12 protein-coding genes are annotated in these 16,178 nt (G+C 65.1%); 8 read left to right on the top strand and 4 right to left on the bottom strand.

Going from position 1 to position 16,178, the window contains the following annotated elements; translation table 11 throughout:
- Positions 1–8: 8 nt before the first annotated feature.
- Positions 9–1,817 carry an N-6 DNA methylase gene (locus tag ABD120_RS06820; RefSeq protein WP_343948839.1) on the bottom strand — a complete coding sequence of 603 codons (1,809 nt, stop codon included), beginning with the start codon at positions 1,815–1,817 and terminating at the stop codon, positions 9–11.
- Between the two features lie 641 nt (positions 1,818–2,458).
- Between ABD120_RS06820 and ABD120_RS06815 the strand changes: the two genes are divergently transcribed.
- From ABD120_RS06815 to ABD120_RS06780, 8 genes are all read left to right on the top strand, one after another.
- A complete protein-coding gene (locus tag ABD120_RS06815; protein ID WP_343948838.1) occupies positions 2,459–5,014 on the top strand; it encodes a HelD family protein in 2,556 nt (851 codons plus the stop codon).
- Between the two features lie 53 nt (positions 5,015–5,067).
- On the top strand, positions 5,068–6,246 hold the full coding sequence (locus tag ABD120_RS06810; protein WP_343948837.1) for a serine/threonine-protein kinase: 1,179 nt from the start codon (positions 5,068–5,070) through the stop codon (positions 6,244–6,246).
- A 367-nt stretch (positions 6,247–6,613) separates the two neighbouring features.
- Positions 6,614–6,922 carry a PASTA domain-containing protein gene (locus ABD120_RS06805; protein ID WP_343948836.1) on the top strand — a complete coding sequence of 103 codons (309 nt, stop codon included), beginning with the start codon at positions 6,614–6,616 and terminating at the stop codon, positions 6,920–6,922.
- Positions 6,923–7,253: 331 nt separating this feature from the next.
- Positions 7,254–7,922, top strand: a complete 669-nt coding sequence (locus ABD120_RS06800; protein ID WP_343948835.1) for a Crp/Fnr family transcriptional regulator — start codon at positions 7,254–7,256, stop codon at positions 7,920–7,922.
- A gap of 101 nt (positions 7,923–8,023) precedes the next feature.
- Entirely contained in the window at positions 8,024–8,950 is a 927-nt protein-coding gene (locus ABD120_RS06795) for a hypothetical protein (RefSeq protein WP_343948834.1), read from the top strand.
- Positions 8,934–10,973, top strand: coding sequence for an nSTAND3 domain-containing NTPase (locus ABD120_RS06790; RefSeq protein WP_343948833.1), 2,040 nt, complete (start codon positions 8,934–8,936; stop codon positions 10,971–10,973). Before ABD120_RS06795 ends, ABD120_RS06790 begins: the two co-directional genes overlap by 17 nt.
- On the top strand, positions 10,958–12,070 hold the full coding sequence (locus ABD120_RS06785) for a hypothetical protein (protein ID WP_343948832.1): 1,113 nt from the start codon (positions 10,958–10,960) through the stop codon (positions 12,068–12,070). The genes ABD120_RS06790 and ABD120_RS06785 overlap by 16 nt, the downstream gene beginning before the upstream one ends.
- Positions 12,063–13,394 carry a DUF4407 domain-containing protein gene (locus ABD120_RS06780; RefSeq protein ID WP_343948831.1) on the top strand — a complete coding sequence of 444 codons (1,332 nt, stop codon included), beginning with the start codon at positions 12,063–12,065 and terminating at the stop codon, positions 13,392–13,394. The genes ABD120_RS06785 and ABD120_RS06780 overlap by 8 nt, the downstream gene beginning before the upstream one ends.
- A gap of 11 nt (positions 13,395–13,405) precedes the next feature.
- Here ABD120_RS06780 and ABD120_RS06775 read toward each other — a convergent pair whose 3' ends face one another.
- The 3 genes from ABD120_RS06775 to ABD120_RS06765 form a co-directional block, all read right to left on the bottom strand.
- Entirely contained in the window at positions 13,406–14,110 is a 705-nt protein-coding gene (locus ABD120_RS06775) for a helix-turn-helix domain-containing protein (RefSeq protein ID WP_343948906.1), read from the bottom strand.
- Between the two features lie 1,162 nt (positions 14,111–15,272).
- Positions 15,273–15,548 (bottom strand): putative quinol monooxygenase, encoded by a 276-nt coding sequence (locus tag ABD120_RS06770; protein WP_343948830.1) that lies wholly within the window; start codon positions 15,546–15,548, stop codon positions 15,273–15,275.
- Positions 15,545–16,093, bottom strand: coding sequence for a dihydrofolate reductase family protein (locus ABD120_RS06765; RefSeq protein ID WP_343948829.1), 549 nt, complete (start codon positions 16,091–16,093; stop codon positions 15,545–15,547). Before ABD120_RS06765 ends, ABD120_RS06770 begins: the two co-directional genes overlap by 4 nt.
- Between the last annotated feature and the right edge of the window lie 85 nt (positions 16,094–16,178).

The following is a 16,178-nucleotide window of genomic DNA, read 5'->3' as shown; positions in this document are numbered from 1 at the left end:
TCCCCGGGTCACTCCGGGGTCAGGCTCCCTTCCAGAAGCCCGTCGATCCCGGCGACGACAAGATTATCGCTGATCTCTCGCAAGGCTCTTGTCGTGTTCTCAAGCTCAAGAAGCTGAGCGAAAGACTTTCCATATCGACGCTGTTCCTCGATCGGCAGTCTGGGAAGTGCCGCCCGCCGTGGATCTCTCCTGGCCATCGAGCCGTGACGAATGGCTGTGACACTTTCGGAATATAGACAACCGGCCAGAAAATAGGGATCGAGACGGTCCGGGTCGGTGCGGAAAAGTAGCAATTGGGGTCCGAGCACATCCCCCGCCCGGGTCATCACCCGTGGTACCGCACCGCTGGTCAGGAGGAGGGAGGCGATCACATCGCCCTTGGCTATGCGGACGATTCCCGGAGCGACATCGGTCCGGCCGGTGGGTTCCCGGTTGAGCAAGAGGTCCTTCGTCGTCAGCAACGAAAGCTTGCCGCCCTCTGCGGGTTTCGGCGGACCCTGCATGACGGTGACGACTCCTGCCCGGACCAACTCTCCGAGGTTGGTCATGGCGAGATCTCGACGAGGTCTCGCTGCGATCCGCGGAAATCTGAGTTCTTCCATGACCGATGACAGACGATCGCTCAATGCAAAATATCCGGACGTGGGCTCCTGCCGTACCACTCGATGGCTCGTCGTCAGATCGATCTCCTCGTCGAGGACATCGATGATACGTACCACCCGGCTGTTCTCCGGCAACTCCGTCTTGTTGCCGTACGCCCGCCATGCCAATTCGGCGAGGTCCAGATCCTGGCCCGCGTTGACCATCAACACGTCCGAGGGCGGCTCGTCTCCCTCAAGGGGTTTGCGGAGTACCCACAGGTCCGGCGGGCCACTGGAGGCGGGAGCGGCTCCTGAGAAAAGGCTGATTACGGCTCGCAATGTTCCCGATCTCAGAAGATTGCCGCGTATCCGCCGACCAGGTCGGCGATTCGCCGCCACACTCGGCATCATGATCACGACGAGCCCGCCCGGCCGCACATGCGCCAAGCAGTGTTGCACCCAGGCGAGTTCGGACTCACCGCGCGGCGGCAGGCCGAACTCCCAACGCGGGTCGCTGGTCAGTTCTTCATATCCCCAGCCGCGTTCGTTGAACGGCGGGTTGCAGACCACGGCGTCGAACTGCGTTCCGCCGAAGGCATCGGCACGCAGTGAGTCACCGGCTTCGACCTGGGCCTCATACCCGTGCAGGCGCAACCGGACCCCGGCCAGTCCTGCGGCGTTCTCGTTCAGTTCCTGGCCCGATACCCGGCTGCCATGGGATTCCAGCAATACGGTGCCGATCCCACAGGCCGGATCGAGTATCCGGCCTCCTGCCGTACCACCGATTGCCGTCATCAGTCTTGCGACAGACGGTGGAGTGATCAACAGGCGGCGAGAATGGAGATCGATATAGCGCGCACAGATCTCGTCGAACGCGGCAACCGCGCCGTGCATCCGGCCAACCTTGTGAATCTCTCCGACCAGGGCATTGTCAAGCTTGGGACGCTCCCCCAGCAGAACCGCGCCGACATGCGTTACCGCCTCGCCCAGCCGCAGATCATCGGTGCTGCTACGCAGTCGCTGCCAAAGCCTTTCAAGTGGTGATACCTCGACATAGCGGCCGTGGTCTCGAAGCCATCTTTCCACCTCGCTCAAGGAGAAGGCGGGGCTGGAGGCGGTGCCGCCCGCAGGTTGGGGAAAGTCGTCGAACCGCTTGCGCCAATTACTCACTGCGGCTCGGCCGACATCGGCCATCCGCGCGATGTCAACGGCATTGACCAGGACTTCGTCTTGCATTCAGCGACCCTCCTCCGGCACCCAATTTCATTTCCGGTACGGCGGAGCCGCATCGATACCCGATCGGACGAACCCGCAATCCGCCCGCCTCGACTCCAAGTCGGGCTGCCCGGGACCACACCCGCTTCACCCCCGCGATACCGGCTGACATGCTTCCCGGCGCTGCCTCCTCTGGGCAGGTCCGGATGGAGACGTCCCGCTGCGCGTCCTTTCGCCGATCACTCACCGAGACGGCGACTTCCAGGTTGCCGACCCGCCGGACTCCCGGTATTTCACTCACGGTCACAGCATGCCAGGTCACGCTTTGGGAATCGTTGAGCGGCCGTTCTCGATGACAGCCCCGGGCATCCACCTTGCCTCGGCACTCGGCAAGTCGAAGGCGATACCGCTCGGCATGCGGGGATGCCGAGGCTTCTTCTGACCCGGATCAGAGAGTTGTGTACGACCGGCCGAGAGCCTCTCGCAAGTGCGGTCAACACCGGACATTGCGGCTGTGCACAGAGGTCACAACCTGTAGGCTCCGCCTCGGAGAGCTGTCCCGACTCCGCCACCGGCTTCCGTCTCAAATAGAGAGAGGGTAGTTCCGATTCGACGGGCCGCTCCCACCAGCCAGCATCGATTGAGTTTCCCCCGGAGGGTGAATGAGCACGGTCGATCGGAACTCGGTGATCGCTGACGAACAGCTGGCCGTGAATCACATCTACGACTGCGTCGACCAGGATCAGAAAGCCGTCGAAAGCTTCCGCTCAAGCAGCCTGAGCGATTGTCCGGACGCGGGACTGTCGCCTCACCCGGATCTACCGAGGGAGTACGGACGTCGCGAGGGTCACGGCGGTCATCATCCTCTGGTGATCGCCCGGATCGATCTCCTCGATGACCCCGACGACCGGCTCACCTGGTACATCGGCCGCGCCACGGTGCGAGACCGCCAGAGCGACCTGGCGCTGGTGAAGTGGACCTCCAAGGCGGCGACCGCCTGGCGCCTGGCCACCCCCGACCAGCCTGCGGATGTCCGGCGGCAACGCCAGCTCCGCTGTAGTGGTTCCCAAGTCCTCGACTACAGCGACACCGAAATCCAAGTGATCAACGCCAGCGGGGAGACGGTCCCCGCTCCGGCCGCCGAGGACGAGCCCGACCTGTTCCTCCTCGCCGATCTGGACCTCGCCCGTGACGGTGCCATGCGTGACATCGTCGAGACGATCCAGCGCCACCAGCTCAGACTGGTGGCCGACGAACGAAAAGGTGTGCTCGTCATTCAGGGCGGGCCAGGCACGGGCAAGACCGCGGTCGGCCTGCACCGGGTCACCTGGCTGCTGGACAACCAGCACTTCACTCCCGAGCAAGTGCTCGTCATCGGCCCGCACAAGGCGTTCCTTCATTACGTTCGTGATGTGCTGCCCCGGCTGGGCAGTCGTGGCGTGGCCACCGTGGACATCGCGGAACTCTGGCCGGGCGACATCCGCGGAACCGATCCGGTCACCGCCCGCCTGATCAAATCGGATGAGCGGATGGCCAGAGTGCTGCACAACGCGGTGGAGAACCGCGTCCGGGGCGATCTGGCCACCGACGAGACATTCAACTTCCGCGGTGCCCGCGTGGAAATCGACAAGACCGAGCTGGTCCGGTTGGTCGAAGCGGCTCGCGGCGCCAAGGGCTCCTACCTCATACGGCGCCGCCGCTTCATCGACACCACCATCGACTGGTTGATGACCCAGTACACCGAGGCGACTCGCGTCAAGAAGACCGACGACGGGATTCGTACGCAGTTGGAGAAGACCTCGGCCGTTTCCGCGCTCTTCAACCGGGTTTGGCCGTCAGTGAGCGCCGAGCAGGTCTTGCGCCACCTGCTCGCGGACAGGGACAGCCTGGCGGCTGCCGCCTTCGGCGTGCTCACCCTCGACGAGCAGGCGACGCTGGTCCGCCCGCAGGCCAGGCGGGTCGGTGACGAACCCTGGTCACCAGAGGACCTCGTCTGTCTGGAGGAACTCCGATGGCTCCTGACCGGAGACAATGAGCGGCGCTACCAGCACCTGGTCATCGACGAAGCCCAGGATTTGACGCCCATGCAGGCCAGGTCGCTGGCCCGCTGGTGCCCGTCCGGGTCGATGACGATCCTCGGCGATCTGGCGCAGAGCACCGGCATCCGCCAGTACGACGTCTGGGAGCGCCTGGCCGACGTTCTGGCCGCGGCCGAAGGCTGGCACATCGCCGAACTGGGCGTCGGCTACCGGGTGCCGGCCGAGGTCATGAAGTTCGCCGCGATGCTGGGGACGAAGGTCTCGCCCTCCACCGCGATCCCTGTTTCGGCGCGGCCGTCGTCCCCAGACGCCCTGGAGGTCGTCGCGATCTCCCGCCAGCGTGTCATCGCCGAAACGGTGAGCAGGGCACAGCGACTGGCCATGAAGGACAACGATCAGGCACGTTCGGTCGCGGTCCTGACTCCCTCGAAATACGAGTTCCTTTCCGAGCTCACTCATCGGATCACCGCTGCCCAAGAGTCCACCTTGCCGGGAATCGGGCAGCAGATCACCGTCATGCCGGCGCACATGGCCAAGGGGTTGGAGTTCGACCATGTCGTGGTCATGGAACCGCACCTGTTCGACGAGAGTGACCGCATGGGTCTCCGGCGACTCTACGTCGCTCTCACCCGGTGCACACAGTCCCTCACGGTGCTCCATTCGTCCCCCCTCCCCGCCGAACTCGGTGGGCCGAACAAGAAGCCTGTGGTGAATGCCGAAACGGCCGAGGCCGCGCCTTCGCCCGCACTTGAGCGGTTCGGTGACGGCGACGGGTTTCGGGCCGCGCTCAAGGAGCGAACAGGTGTGGACCGCAAGCAGGCGGCGCACGCTCGGCTCAAGCACATGCTCGTCGCCGAGCTGTACGGAAACGATCGCGTGCCGCAGTTGGACACCGACTTCGCCGACATCGTCTGCGAAGGTGAAGACGGGGTCGGGCTCTATCTGATCTCCACTCAGCTCGTCGACACCTACACCGAGCTTCGCACCATGGCGCCTCGGCTCCTGGAGGCCGCATGGGCCGACGGCAGGGAGGTCGACCGCCTCTTCCTGGTCTTGTCGAGGCAACCACAGGACCTGTGGGCGGTCGACGTCATCAAACGGCTCTACGACGTCGCGACCATCTGGAAGACAGAAACGGGGTGGGCCGGTCTGTCGGTGGACACCGCTTTGGGGCAGTGACGGGAGAACCGTCCGACCGCGATGCCGCGGCTTGCGAAGCCACGAACGATGGCGTGGAACGCCTGCATATCATGCGGTTCATGACTGCTGGGTCCGATCGGGCCGCCCTCCAGGCGAATCTGCGCCAGAACCTGGCCTGGGCTCTGATACCGGTCTGCTGTTGTGGCGGATTACCGATCCCCTTCATGATCGGATACGTCGCCTACCGGCACCGCAACGCGACGCTGTGGGCCTTCGCCGCAGCGTATCTCGCAGTCGAGGGAGCGGTGTTCGCGGCCTCTTGGGTCCTGAAGGACGTTCCGAAAGAAGATTTCCGCTGGACGCTGACGACGGTGATCTGGATGGGCACCTACCTCGGCGGCGCGGTGCACCTTTTCATCCTGGCCAAGCGGGTCCTGCCGCAGAAGACTCCGCCTACTCCGACCGTTCCGAGACCACGCCCCGGACCCGCGACGCCGAGCCGGGCACCCAAGACGTGGATCGGCCCGTACCTACTCCTTTCCAAGATCGGACAAGGAGCCCAGGGGCAGGTCTACCTGGCTCGCTCTCCAGCCGGCGGGCAGGTCGCCATCAAGCTGTTGCATGCGCGGGTGTCCCCTGCCGAGCGGACAGGCTTCCTCGCCGAGGCCAACGCGGCCCGCCGGGTGCCCGGGTTCGCGACCGCCCAGGTGATCGACGTCGGCATCGACAACGCCAGGCCGTACCTTGTGAGCGAGTACGTCCAGGGCCCGTCTCTTGAGCAGCTCATCCACCGAGAGGGCCCACGTTCACCGGACAGCATGGTCCGGCTCGCCATCGCGACAGCCGCTGCTCTCAACGGGATCCACCAAGCAGGCATCGTCCATCGAGACTTCAAGCCGGCCAATGTCTTGCTCGCCCCCGACGGCCCACGTGTGATCGACTTCGGGATCGCACGTGCGGTCGAACGCCTGACGAACACGGGAGGCGCCAAGGGCACACCGGCCTTCATGTCGCCTGAACAGGTCGAAGGCCGTCTGGCAGGTCCCGCTTCGGACATCTTCAGCTGGGGCGCGACCATGTACTTCGCAGCCACCGGTCGCTTGGCCTTCGACGGTCCGTCCGTCTGGGCCGTCGAGAACCAGGTCCTCAACGCCGACCCGGATCTCAGCATGATGCCCGCTCCTTTTCGTGATCTTGTTCGGAGAGCCATGCAGAAGGATCAGCGTGTACGTCCAGCCGCATCAGACCTTCTCCTACTTCTGTCACGATAATTCAGGTTGCATACCGAGTTCACAGGCCCTAGCCTTCTTTGTCATGAGAGGGGCGAAGGGTTTGTGACGCGTACTCTGCGAGCCGGTCGCCCGACTGACCGCCCACGACGTCCACGTCACCGTGGTATCCCGCACCCGTCTGCTCGGCCGGCGACCGCATGAAGCAGTCGGCGGCATCGCCCACCTCGACACGGCTCTGGCCGCCCGATTCCAAGGGATCCCCGTGACACACCAACCTCCCGTGCCGCCTCCCGCGCGCCGAGGATTCTCCGGCCCGGCGGTCGCCCTGATCGCCGCTCTCGCCCTGGGCGCCGGTTGCGTCGGCGGCGTGGCCATCGGAAGTAGCGGCAGCACACCAACCACAGTCATGTCCCCCACTCAGACGGCCGCCGCGAAGGCATCGCGAGAAGCCGCGGCCCCTCCGGCAGGCAAGCAGGAGAGCGGCCGCCTGGTGAAGCTGCCGGACTTCAAGGGACAGAACGCCTCGATCGCCCGCCAGTGGCTGGTCGATCGGGGGTGGAACGAGTTCACCGACATCAAGCTCGGCTCCCAGGACCGCTACGACACGATGGTCCTCCTGCCGGAGAACTGGACGGTGACCAAGCAGTCCCACAAGGTCGGCAGCAGCGTCGAAGTCGGCACCACCATCGTGCTCACCTGCACGAAAGCCTCCTGACCCCGCACGCCGGCAGCGTGACACCGGACGCTACTTCCAGATAAGACAGATGTCGCAGAAACCCCAATGAGCAGACTTACAACCACATAAGTCGCATATCGCTACGGGCGTTTCGATGATTCACGACAATCACCTCTCCCTCTTCCATAATTTCGCCCAATTTTTCGGGATAAGTCGGACAAAGTGCAACATACTTGCACTCTGGAGACTATTCGAATCTGGCTCCGCGATATTTCTGGGTGTAGCTTCTAGCAGCTTCACATCAATGACCCAAGGCGCTTAATCAGTGATAAAAGATCATTTTCCCGCCAGGTGGCCCATCGGCACTTTCATGGACAGGCTCAGCCCGACCGACCGAACGGAACTTCTGGCTCTCGCGCCGTCGTCCCTGCGGCAGGCTGACGAACATCTCATCCATCAAGGAGATTCGGAGCGGTCCGAGGTCTATCTACTGAGATCAATCCCAGGTCGGCAGCCCACAGCGTGCGTGAAGGTGACGGCCTACCTGGAAACCGGCGCGGTGGCGATGCTGGGCATCCGCGTCAGCGGCGACGTGGTCGGCGAACTGGCGACCATACGCCGAGAGCCGAGATCGGCCATGGTGACCACGTGCAGTCAGATGTGGGTGCACGCCATCCCCGCGCAGGTGTTCAAAGACTTCCTCGATCGCCACCCGGCGGCGTGGGACGCACTGACCAGAATGATCGCCGACCGGCTCGGCTGGGCCAACCGGAGAAGAACCGACTTCGCCCAGTTCCCCGTGCCCGTACGGGTCGCGAACGTGCTCGTGGAAATCTCCAGCCGACACGGACTCGACAGAGCCGACGGCATGCGGGATCTCGGAGTCGAGCTCACCTATGAGGAGATCGCCAATCTGATCGGAGCGAAGAGGGACGCCGTCTTCAAAGCCTTCCGATGCCTCAAGGAGCGTCGACTGGTCGACACCGGGCATCGCCGAAAGATCATCATCGACCTGGTCGGTCTGGCCAATTTCCGGTAAAGCGTACTGGTACGTCGTGAGGCGATGCGGTCTTCGCCAGACTCGATCCCGTCGATCTCCCCGACCGCTCTGGTCGATCTTTCTCGCAGCAAGGTGACGTGATGCTTGATTCTGATTTCAGCCGCCGACTGATCGTGGCGGTCGATGCGGAGGGATACGGCCGCGGCGACGACCTGCGGCACGACTCGATCCAGTCGGGTCTGGCCCAGGTCATGGACCGCGGTGCGCGAGAGGCCGGCCTGCGCCGCGAGACCTGGACCCGCCAGGAGGCCGGCGACGGCGAGGTCATCGTCCTCCCCGAAGGCGAGCCCGAGCTTCAGGTCATCGACGACCTGGTCCACCGCGTGCGCAAGGCGTTGCACGACCACAACCGCGAGCGCCGCGATGACGCCCGCCTGCGGATCCGCATCTCCATCGGCCACGGGGTCGTGAAGCGCGGCGCGATGGGCTTCGTCGGCCAGATCGTGGTGACCACCTGCCGGCTGCTCAACGCGCAGGCCGGCCGTACCGCCCTGAAGCTGAACCCCCGCGCCGACCTGGTGCTGATCCTCACCGATCGGCTCTACGAGGACGTCGTCCGCCAGCTCCACACCTCCTACCGGCCGGAGTCCTTCACACGGTTGGAAGTGCGGACCAAGCAGCGCACCGAGATCGCCTGGATGTGGCTCCCCTCAGAGGACGTGGACCAGAAAGGAACTCTCGACATGGACAACCTGCCCGAGGTCGCCGACACCCTGTGGCCGCTGATCGCCGGTGGCGCCCTCGAACGTCTGGGCGCCTACGGCACCGAGACCGGGCTCGGCGGCGCCAGGAAGCTGCTCGCGAAGATCAAGGAATTCCGCTCCGAGCAGGGCCGGCCGGCCGACCCGGAGTCGCGCGACGACCTGCTGGAGTCTCTGGAGAAGCTGGTCCGTGTCGACGCCGAGGCGGAGCGGTTCGCGCAGCAGTTCAAGGCCGAACAGATGACCGTCAACCTGATCACCGCCCCGATTTCCGCCGAGGAGATCAACTTTGGCATCCGAAACTGAGTCGCCGGCCGAGGGCGTCCTGATCGGAGACGAGGCCACGCCGGTCGACTGGGCAGATCGGCCCGAGGCGACGGACGAGATCTTCGCGCAGGTCTCCCAGGTCCAGACGGTCATCAACCACATTCACGGCAACATCGGCGGGGCCTCTTTCGGCATCTCGGGTTCCCACAAGTCTCGCCGTACGTCCGGCCCGGTATCCCAGCACGAGATGGCGGAGGCCCTCACCTGCTACGTACGCCACGACAGCTACCGGGCCGCCGCCGAACGGCTGGAAAGCGGCAACATGGTGGCCTTGATCGGCAACGCCGGCACGGGCCGCCGAACGGCGGCGCTCAACCTGCTTCACGACTTCGTCGGCACACGGTGCGATGTGGTGGAACTCAGCCCGGCCAACACCCTGGAGCAACTGGCCGCCCGCGAAGTCTGGAAGGCTCCCGCCTATCTGCTGTGCGACTGGCCTCGGGACGACGTTGACGGGAGCATCGCCGACTTTCACGTACGGGAGATCAGGCGCCGCGTACGCGAGGCCGGCGCCTACCTGGTGATCACGGGGACGGCTACTTCTCTGCCGGAAAGGGAGCAAATACGCTGGCTGTCGCCTCCCGCCCGCGACGTCCTGCGGGCTCACGGGGTGGCTCCCGAGGTCGCCGACCAGGCGGCCGCCCAGATCACCCCCGACCATGCGATGGCCGACGTGGTGACGCTGGCACGTGATCTGGCCTCGGGCGGACCGCTGGACACAGCTCTCAGCAAGCTGGAGTCCGCCGGGCGGCGCGACGTGGTCGCCTGGTTCGAGGGCCCGCGTACCCGAGGCGAGCTCTTCGAGATGGCCGCCATGGCCTTCACGGCTGGCCTCACGGAAGGCCGCTTCGAGTCGCTGCTCGCCCGGCTGGAGTCCATCGCCGGTATCGGCGTGGAAACGGCGGATCCCGTCTCGGCCGACGATCCGATGCCGAGCCGCCGCCTGCTGCGCGTGGCAGAGGGCTCATTGCTCCGTCTGTCGTCGGGACGCCGGCTGAAGTTCAAGGTCGAGGGTCACCGGACACATGTGATGCGGGAGCTGTACCGGCGGCATGGCATGCGGTTATGGGATCCGGTATCCGAATGGCTGCATGAGTGCGCCGCGCTACGCGACCCGAGTGCGCAGGCGGAGATCGCCAGAGGTGTCGCGATTCTGGCCTCCGTCTCGGACTATTCGTACGTCGAAAGCACCTTCCTCACCCCATGGGCCAAAGGCAGCGGCGTCATGCGCAGCCAGGCCACCGCCGCGATGGCCATCTCATGGTTGTGCCTGGACGAGACGACCCGTTCGGAGGTCCTGCGTACCGTCGGCATGTGGACGAGGGCATCCGCCGCCAGACCCAAGTTCACCGCGACCCTCGCCTGGTCCGGTGAGCTTGGCATCCGGTTCCCGCAGGAGGCGACCCGGATGCTCTGGCTGCAGATCAAGGACAGTGACAAGCCGGTACGGCCTGCGGAGATCGCACTGGCCCAGCTGTTCACCGCACTGACCGAGGCCACCGGCAACGCCCTGCCGATGCTCGACTTGCTGGTGCACCGGATCAGCAACGACCGGCGGATCGGCCGCGCGATCGACCCGCTGATCCGAGCGATCTTGAGCGTCCTGACCGCTCAGGAGGACGGCGTCGGGATTCCCACGGTCACCGTTCACCTGCGCAATCGCCGTGATTCCGCCACCCCCCTCGCCAAGCTCTGGTCCGTGGTCCTGGTCAAGCGCCCGCACCGCAGGGAGGCTCTGGCCGCTCTGTACAACGCGGTCTGCGCCTTCGACGAGCGTGCAGACGGAGACCGTGACTGTGTCCGTGCCCTGTTCGCCGCGCTCGTGGCGGCACTCCCTGCGAAGGAACGGCCGCTGCTGGCCCATGACCTGCGACGTTATGCCATCTCCCGCAACACCGACGAGAACCGGCTGGAGATTCTCCTGTCGCTGCTCCGGGTCTTCCTCAGCCCGGCCGTCCTGTCCCTCGACACCATTGGAATGCGTCCATGCACTACCCCGTGATCAGCCAGATTCCCCTTGATCCTGTCGCCAAGCAGGGGTTCCTGAGCAGGCCCCGCCGTCCGATCTCCGGCCTGCCCCGCCAGCTCCCGCACCAGCGGCTCGTCTTCGAGTACGACGGCACGTTCGTGCTGGGCGACCGGCGGCTGCGGGGCGACGAACCACACGTGTTGTACGGCGCCAGCGTCAGCGTCGTGGACGTGGCCAAGGACCACCCGGTGACGGTCCACGTGTCGATCAGCTCTTCCGGCGCCCACGACTTCACCGTCGCGGTGCAGTTCCGCTGCACGGTGGACGACCCGATCGTGGTGGTGCGCGCCGGTGTGACCAACGTCGTCGAACACCTGGTCACCTACATCCGGGCCTACCACAAGCTCTTCGAGCTCGGCCGAGGCTACGGGCTGCACGAGGTCCACGACTTGTGGACGGTCGTGCACGCCCAGGTGAAGGCGTACACGACCGTGGTGCCGTGTGCGCTGCCCGGCATGTCGGCCGAGTTCGCGGGCCTCGACGTGTCCGCGCCTGACGAGATCGCCCACGGACGGCGGCGCTACGAGACCAGCCTGCACAACATCCAGGACGAACACGGCCTCCGCGACGCCAAACGCAAGCTCGACCGTGACTTCGAACTCGACGAGCAGGACTACCTGCAGATCAAGGGCCACAGCACCAACGACTTCACTCGGCAGGAGTCGGCTCTCGACCGGGATCAGCACATCAGCGAAGCCGCGAAGGTCAGGGACTTCCTCAGCAGCGGTCCCGGCGCCGCCGACGGCCTGTATGTCACGGTCGGCGGCCTCAGCGACCAGCAGGTCGCCGACCGTTACGCCGCTCTGGGCGACCGGGAGTACAGCGCCATCCAACACGGAATCCAGCGTGCGCACGAGTTGAAGGTCGCTGAGACCCGAGCCCGGGTCGACATCGTCCGGGCCGCGATCGACCAGGGCCTGTTCAACGAGGCGACCGGCAGGGAACTGCTCGCCTCCTTCGACAACGTCGAGCCCGAGAAACTCGAAGAACCCGCGTACGAGGCCCGTGCCGAGGTGACCTCGGGCGACCCCGACGACGACTTCTTCATGGAGGAGGACGTCCGTGGTTGACATCCTCCACGGATCCAGGGCGGCCGGGCAGCACGAACGCAGCCACCGGCGCCGGGGACGGCTCGGTCTCGGGAGGTTCCTGCGCCGGTTCACCGGGGTCGACGAGAAGATCCTCGCAAGCGTCCCGCAGGAACGCTCCCGATACACCAGCCTGGGCGGTGTCGTGGTCAGCACCGCACTCATCGCGGGTGCGTCCATGCTGGGCGCGCTGACCCTGCTCTCACCGGCGTCCCCGATGAGTCTGGTGCCGGTCGCGGTGCTGTGGGGCTTGATCATCGCCAACGTGGACCGATTCCTGATCACCAGCCTTCACGGCGACAACGAAGGCTGGTCCCGCTGGGGCAACGTGCTCGTCCGCCTGGCCCTCGCCGTGATCATCGGGCTCTTCATCGCCGAGCCGCTGACCCTGAAGATCTTCCAGGAACGGCTCGACCGGCAGATCCTGGTGGAGCGCGCCCAGGCGATCAGTCTGACGGAGAGCCGGTACAAACAGTGCAACCCCCTCAGAGGGTCGGCGCCTACCGGTGTCGACTGCACCGGCCATCTCCTCGACGGCGGCGACCGGGCCCTCACCGTCGAAGGCAACCTGCGGCGGGCGCAGGCCAGTCTCAAGGCCCAGGAACGCCGACTCGCGGCCGACGTGAAAGAGCATGCGGATCGCCAGAAGCTGTACAACCAGGAATGTGATGGCGACGACACGGGCGGCCAGACCACGGGTGTTTTCGGCGAAGGACCCCGGTGCCAGAGCCGAAAGGAGGAACTCACGACCTTCCTCGCCAACCACGACATCCCCCAGCAGCAGGCGAAGGTGGCGGAGTTGAAGGCGGAGGTCGGCGTGCTCTCGGCCGCTCTCGCCGGAGCCGAGAAGGAACGTGCGGAAGCTCAGAGCAAGAAGATCGCCGAGCACGTCGAGGAGAAGAGGCGCGCCTACTCCGACATCGGTCTGCTGGACCGATGGGAGGCACTCGGTACGGTCGCCGGTCAGAGCGGCATGGTCAACTTCGCTCACTGGCTGTTGCGCATCATATTCGTCCTGCTCGACTGCATGCCGATCATCTCGAAGATGCTGAACGGCAAGACCGAGTACGACCGCCTTCTCACCCAGGAGTTGCGTGCGGGTTCGGCCTGTCACGAGGCCGAACTGAACTTCACCACTCGGCAGCGGACCGGTGACTACGAGATCCGGCTCCATGAGGAGGAGCGCCGGCTGAAGGCCGAGCGCGGCCGGATCGACCGGGATCAGCGCGTCGACGAGGTGTCCATGGACGACGAGATCGACCGTCTCGCCCGCACTTTCATGACCTCGACGCCCGCGCAACGATAAACAAGCCGTGCCTACGACTCCCCGAGCAGTTGGATGTCGTCGAGTTCGACGCCGAGTCGGCGTTCGAGTTGCCGGACGGCCTCCTCCGAGGTGTCGAACTCATCCCCGAGTGCGGCCACGCTCCCGTCGGGGTTGACGATCTCGAATCGAACGCGGCCCGCCTCCGTGGGCCGGAGCGCGAACCGGACCCCTTTCGTGACCGCGTGACGCCGGCGACTCCTCGGCTTGGAGCTGTGGAGGATGGTCGTGACGCGTCTGAGAAGCTCCACGAGGTGAGAGGAGAGCTCCGGTTGAGAGGCCAGGCGGAGGATGGTCGCGAGATCGTCGACCACGTCGACTTCGCCTCGCTCGGCACCCTTCAGGATCCGAATCAACTCGTACACCAGAGCCCGTTCCTCGGTGAGGCGCTCGTTCCAGTACTTGATGAGCGCGCTCTTGGACGCCTCGCTGAGAGGTGAGTCTGTGATGCGGCGGACGGTCTCGGTGATGGCCGAAGGCGGCTCCGGAAGGTTCGCGTTGGCATCGAGCACGCCGGGCCCCACATGCCCGGCCAACGCCAGCAGCCCTTCCAGCCGTACGCCGAGGATGTTGCTCAGTTTCGCCAGATGTTCCACCGAGGGTCGGCTACCACGCCGCCACCTCAAGATCGTGGAAGGGCTGATTCCAAGAGCCTCCGCCAGAGACGCGTCGGTCGGGTAGCCCATGGCCCGCGCCATCTGAGTCAACCAGGAGGGGAAGGGAGTCTCATCGCTACTGCTACCGGAACTCACTGATCGGCTCCCATCCCTTCATCGTCGTGCGCACCTGCACCCTAGTCATCGCACTTCTCCACACGCAATTGATCAACATGCAGATCGTTGCGCGAGTGGCCAACACGACGGCACCGATCCACACGAGAACCTCTGAGAGGTCCTGGCGGCAGGCAGCTCGACGGGCTTGACGGAAGTTATCGCAAACACCCGGCCCGCGTGCAGATTTACGCTTTCAAGACCAAGAAGTCCAGGCGGCCACCTGGGGGTTCATGCGACGCAATTCAACTTTCAGAACCAATTGCGCATCCGGAGATCCGTGCGCGTCCGAAAGGCAGGCGTGGGTGTAAGCTAAGTCCGAGATCTACCGAATGACCAAGACATTGACTTTTGGCCATCGGGCGAGATGTACCCCCATAACGGGGACGGCCCGGCGGGTCACCCGAGAGCTGCAATCTCTCGGACCCGGCCAGGCCGATGTCCCCTCTCATGCCCGCAACTGCGGGGCCGCTCTCGAAACGACATGGAGAAAGGACCTGAGGTGAACTATATCTGCGGTCCATAGCGACTCGTCCAGCGGAACGGTGACACCTTTAAGCGTTGATATGCACTTGTTGTGGGTGGCCAACGCCCCGAATGATCGACGCGTCGCCGATACGGCTCCCGATCACATCATCCGTCGCGAGAGGGCGACCCCCAGAACGCGCTTCTGATGGTCGCCGCCTCCCGACACCCGTCCGGCTGACCGGCCGCGACCGGCGACAGCCAGACTCACCTCCAGGCGCCAGGGCCTTGACCTGGGGTCTTGGCGCGGATGCCTCCCCAACAGGATGATCATGATCCGCCACCAGCACGACTGGCCGTCCGAGCTTGAGGCCATATCGGCCTGCCTTATCTGCGGACTCCTCTACGGCGAGTGGAGTGAGAACAACTCATGTGACATCACATGATCCATCGACAACGAGACCTGTGCCTACGGCTTCGCCAGTACACCCCTGCTCCTTGAAGCCGACCCTCGTATCACAAGGTGATCCAGGCAACTGAGCTCTTCCCATTCAGGGTGCACCCTGGATGGGAAGCAAGGACGAGCAGGCCGACGACCTGGTGCTGACGTTCCTACGGCAGGCGCCTATTCGTCCGTCACCTCGAACTCCTCGATGTCCGCGCCGGTGATCAGCGTGTCGAGCTCTCCGGCGGGGCCGTCGCCTCGGAAGGCGTGCAGGACCGCGCGGTCGGCCCAGCGTTCGTAGACGTTGATCCGTTCGGGGTCGAGCGGGTCGGCGGAGACGGCGAAGTCGTGGCATCCGGGAGTCGCGCGGGCGAGCCGTACGGCCTCGCCGGAGAGGGCCAGGAAGCGTTCCCGATCGGGTGCGGCGACGCGGAGACGACCGGCCACAATGATCATCGGGGGGCCTTCTCGTAGGTGAGGAGCAGGGCTCCGGAGGCGAACCGGCGCGTGTGCGTCAGGCTGAGCTCGGCTCTGGGGTACGCGCCGTCGAACAGGCGGGTGCCGCCGCCGAGCAGCACGGGATTGACGACGATCCGAAGTTCGTCGACGAGGCCGCGCCGGATCGCGGCCGTGGCGGCGCGACCACCGGCGAAGAGTGCGAGATCGCGCCCGTCCTGCCGCTTGAGGTCGGCGATGGCGTCTTCCTCCATCCGGTGGGAGTTGTGCCAGTCGGTGTCCTTGAGCGTCCGGGAGAGGACGTACTTGGGCAGTTCGTTCATCCTACGGACCTGGACGGGCGAGACGTCGTCCCCGGCCGTGGGCCAGAAGGTCGCGAGTTCCTCGAAGGCCACGCGGCCGAAGACCATGCCGTCGATGGATTCGAGCATCTCGTCCAGGTAGCTCTGGAACTCCTCGTCGGCGAAGTGCCAGTCGATGACGCCGCCGGCGTCGTTGATGTAGCCGTCCAGCGACATGTTGATGTGCAAGAAGAGTCGTCTCATCGGATCTCCCCGGTTGGTGGTCGCGCCCATCACTTCTTGGTGGTGCGTCCAATAAGTCGAGATACTACACTTCTTGAATAAGCTG

This window comes from Nonomuraea longicatena (genome assembly GCF_039525605.1).
Classification (GTDB): domain Bacteria; phylum Actinomycetota; class Actinomycetes; order Streptosporangiales; family Streptosporangiaceae; genus Nonomuraea; species Nonomuraea longicatena.
Note: the sequence above shows the minus strand (reverse complement) of the source record. Positions and strands in the feature narration are given on the sequence as shown.

Coding starts and splice junctions, on each gene's coding strand:
- ABD120_RS06820 (WP_343948839.1), bottom strand. CDS start 1,817: ATGCAAGACGAAGTCCTGGTCAATGCCGTTGACATCGCGCGGATGGCC.
- ABD120_RS06815 (WP_343948838.1), top strand. CDS start 2,459: ATGAGCACGGTCGATCGGAACTCGGTGATCGCTGACGAACAGCTGGCC.
- ABD120_RS06805 (WP_343948836.1), top strand. CDS start 6,614: ATGTCCCCCACTCAGACGGCCGCCGCGAAGGCATCGCGAGAAGCCGCG.
- ABD120_RS06800 (WP_343948835.1), top strand. CDS start 7,254: ATGGACAGGCTCAGCCCGACCGACCGAACGGAACTTCTGGCTCTCGCG.
- ABD120_RS06795 (WP_343948834.1), top strand. CDS start 8,024: ATGCTTGATTCTGATTTCAGCCGCCGACTGATCGTGGCGGTCGATGCG.
- ABD120_RS06785 (WP_343948832.1), top strand. CDS start 10,958: ATGCACTACCCCGTGATCAGCCAGATTCCCCTTGATCCTGTCGCCAAG.
- ABD120_RS06775 (WP_343948906.1), bottom strand. CDS start 14,110: ATGGCGCGGGCCATGGGCTACCCGACCGACGCGTCTCTGGCGGAGGCT.
- ABD120_RS06770 (WP_343948830.1), bottom strand. CDS start 15,548: ATGATCATTGTGGCCGGTCGTCTCCGCGTCGCCGCACCCGATCGGGAA.
- ABD120_RS06765 (WP_343948829.1), bottom strand. CDS start 16,093: ATGAGACGACTCTTCTTGCACATCAACATGTCGCTGGACGGCTACATC.